Genomic DNA, 279 nt, shown 5'->3' with positions numbered 1-279 from the left:
GTTGCACGTCTTCACGCTTGGTGCCGCGCAGCAGCAGACCAACGTTGTCGCCTGCCTGACCTTGGTCCAGCAGTTTGCGGAACATTTCCACGCCGGTGCAGGTGGTTTTCACGGTGTCGGTGATACCAACGATTTCGATCTCTTCGCCGACTTTGATGATGCCGCGCTCAACACGACCGGTCACCACGGTGCCGCGACCCGAGATCGAGAACACGTCTTCCACTGGCATCAGGAAGGCGCCGTCCACTGCGCGCTCTGGCGTAGGGATGTACGAATCCA

Annotated in this window: 1 protein-coding gene; it reads right to left on the bottom strand. The window is 59.9% G+C overall.

What is annotated here, in order from left to right; genetic code table 11:
* Positions 1-279, bottom strand: a 279-nt coding sequence (locus GJ698_RS30330) for an EF-Tu/IF-2/RF-3 family GTPase (RefSeq protein ID WP_267874857.1), incomplete at both ends; no start/stop codon positions are given.

Source organism: Duganella aquatilis, assembly GCF_009674565.1.
GTDB classification, from domain to species: Bacteria; Pseudomonadota; Gammaproteobacteria; order Burkholderiales; family Burkholderiaceae_D; genus Rugamonas; species Rugamonas aquatilis.
The sequence above is the reverse complement of the archived record's forward strand: the minus strand, read 5'-3'. Positions and strand labels throughout refer to the sequence as shown.